We start from the raw sequence: 593 nt of genomic DNA on the forward strand, positions 1-593 counted from the left end.
GTCTTGATCAGTGCGTCCCCGTCGCCCACTCCCGCGATCACCTCGTGCCCGCGTTCGGTCCGCAACCGGGTCAGGCCCTCCCGCAGCAGCACCGAATCCTCGGCGATGACCCCGCGCACTCTGTCCTCCACGATCTTCGGCCCCCCAGCCCATCCCGCCCACGCCTCGCACAGGTCGGCACCCAGCATCCCAGCATCGGAGCGAGTACGCGGCATGTTTCCACGCCCACAAAACGGAGGCGCCCTCTACGGGGACGGAAGCAGCCACCGCCCCCGCTCCTTAAAGGCTTGGGGGACCGTGCACTCGTGCTTTTTAGGGGCGCGGGGAACTGCGCGCTCGGCCACGACGGTCCGCACCTGACGCACGGACCCGGGGTCGGGAGCCAGGTCCGGAGGCGYGCGCCGGGCCCGGAGGCGCCGGGCCCGAAGATGGACCCGGCGCCGGCGAAAGACACGGCAGACCGACGCGGAGCGCCCCGCTCAGGCAGCCCGCCAGGGCAACTCCGCCGTCACCCGGGTGGGCCCACCCGCGGGCGAGTCGACCACCAGGATCCCGTCCACCGCGTCCAGCCGCCCGGCCAGCCCCGCCAGCCC

1 pseudogene is annotated in these 593 nt (G+C 73.3%); it reads right to left on the reverse strand.

The window, feature by feature from the left end:
• A pseudogene (locus tag FGF04_RS39770) lies at positions 1 to 131 on the reverse strand (DNA-binding response regulator); the annotation flags it as partial.
• Between the last annotated feature and the right edge of the window lie 462 nt (positions 132 to 593).

The organism is Streptomyces apricus (assembly GCF_008369065.1).
GTDB classification, from domain to species: domain Bacteria; phylum Actinomycetota; class Actinomycetes; order Streptomycetales; family Streptomycetaceae; genus Streptomyces; species Streptomyces apricus.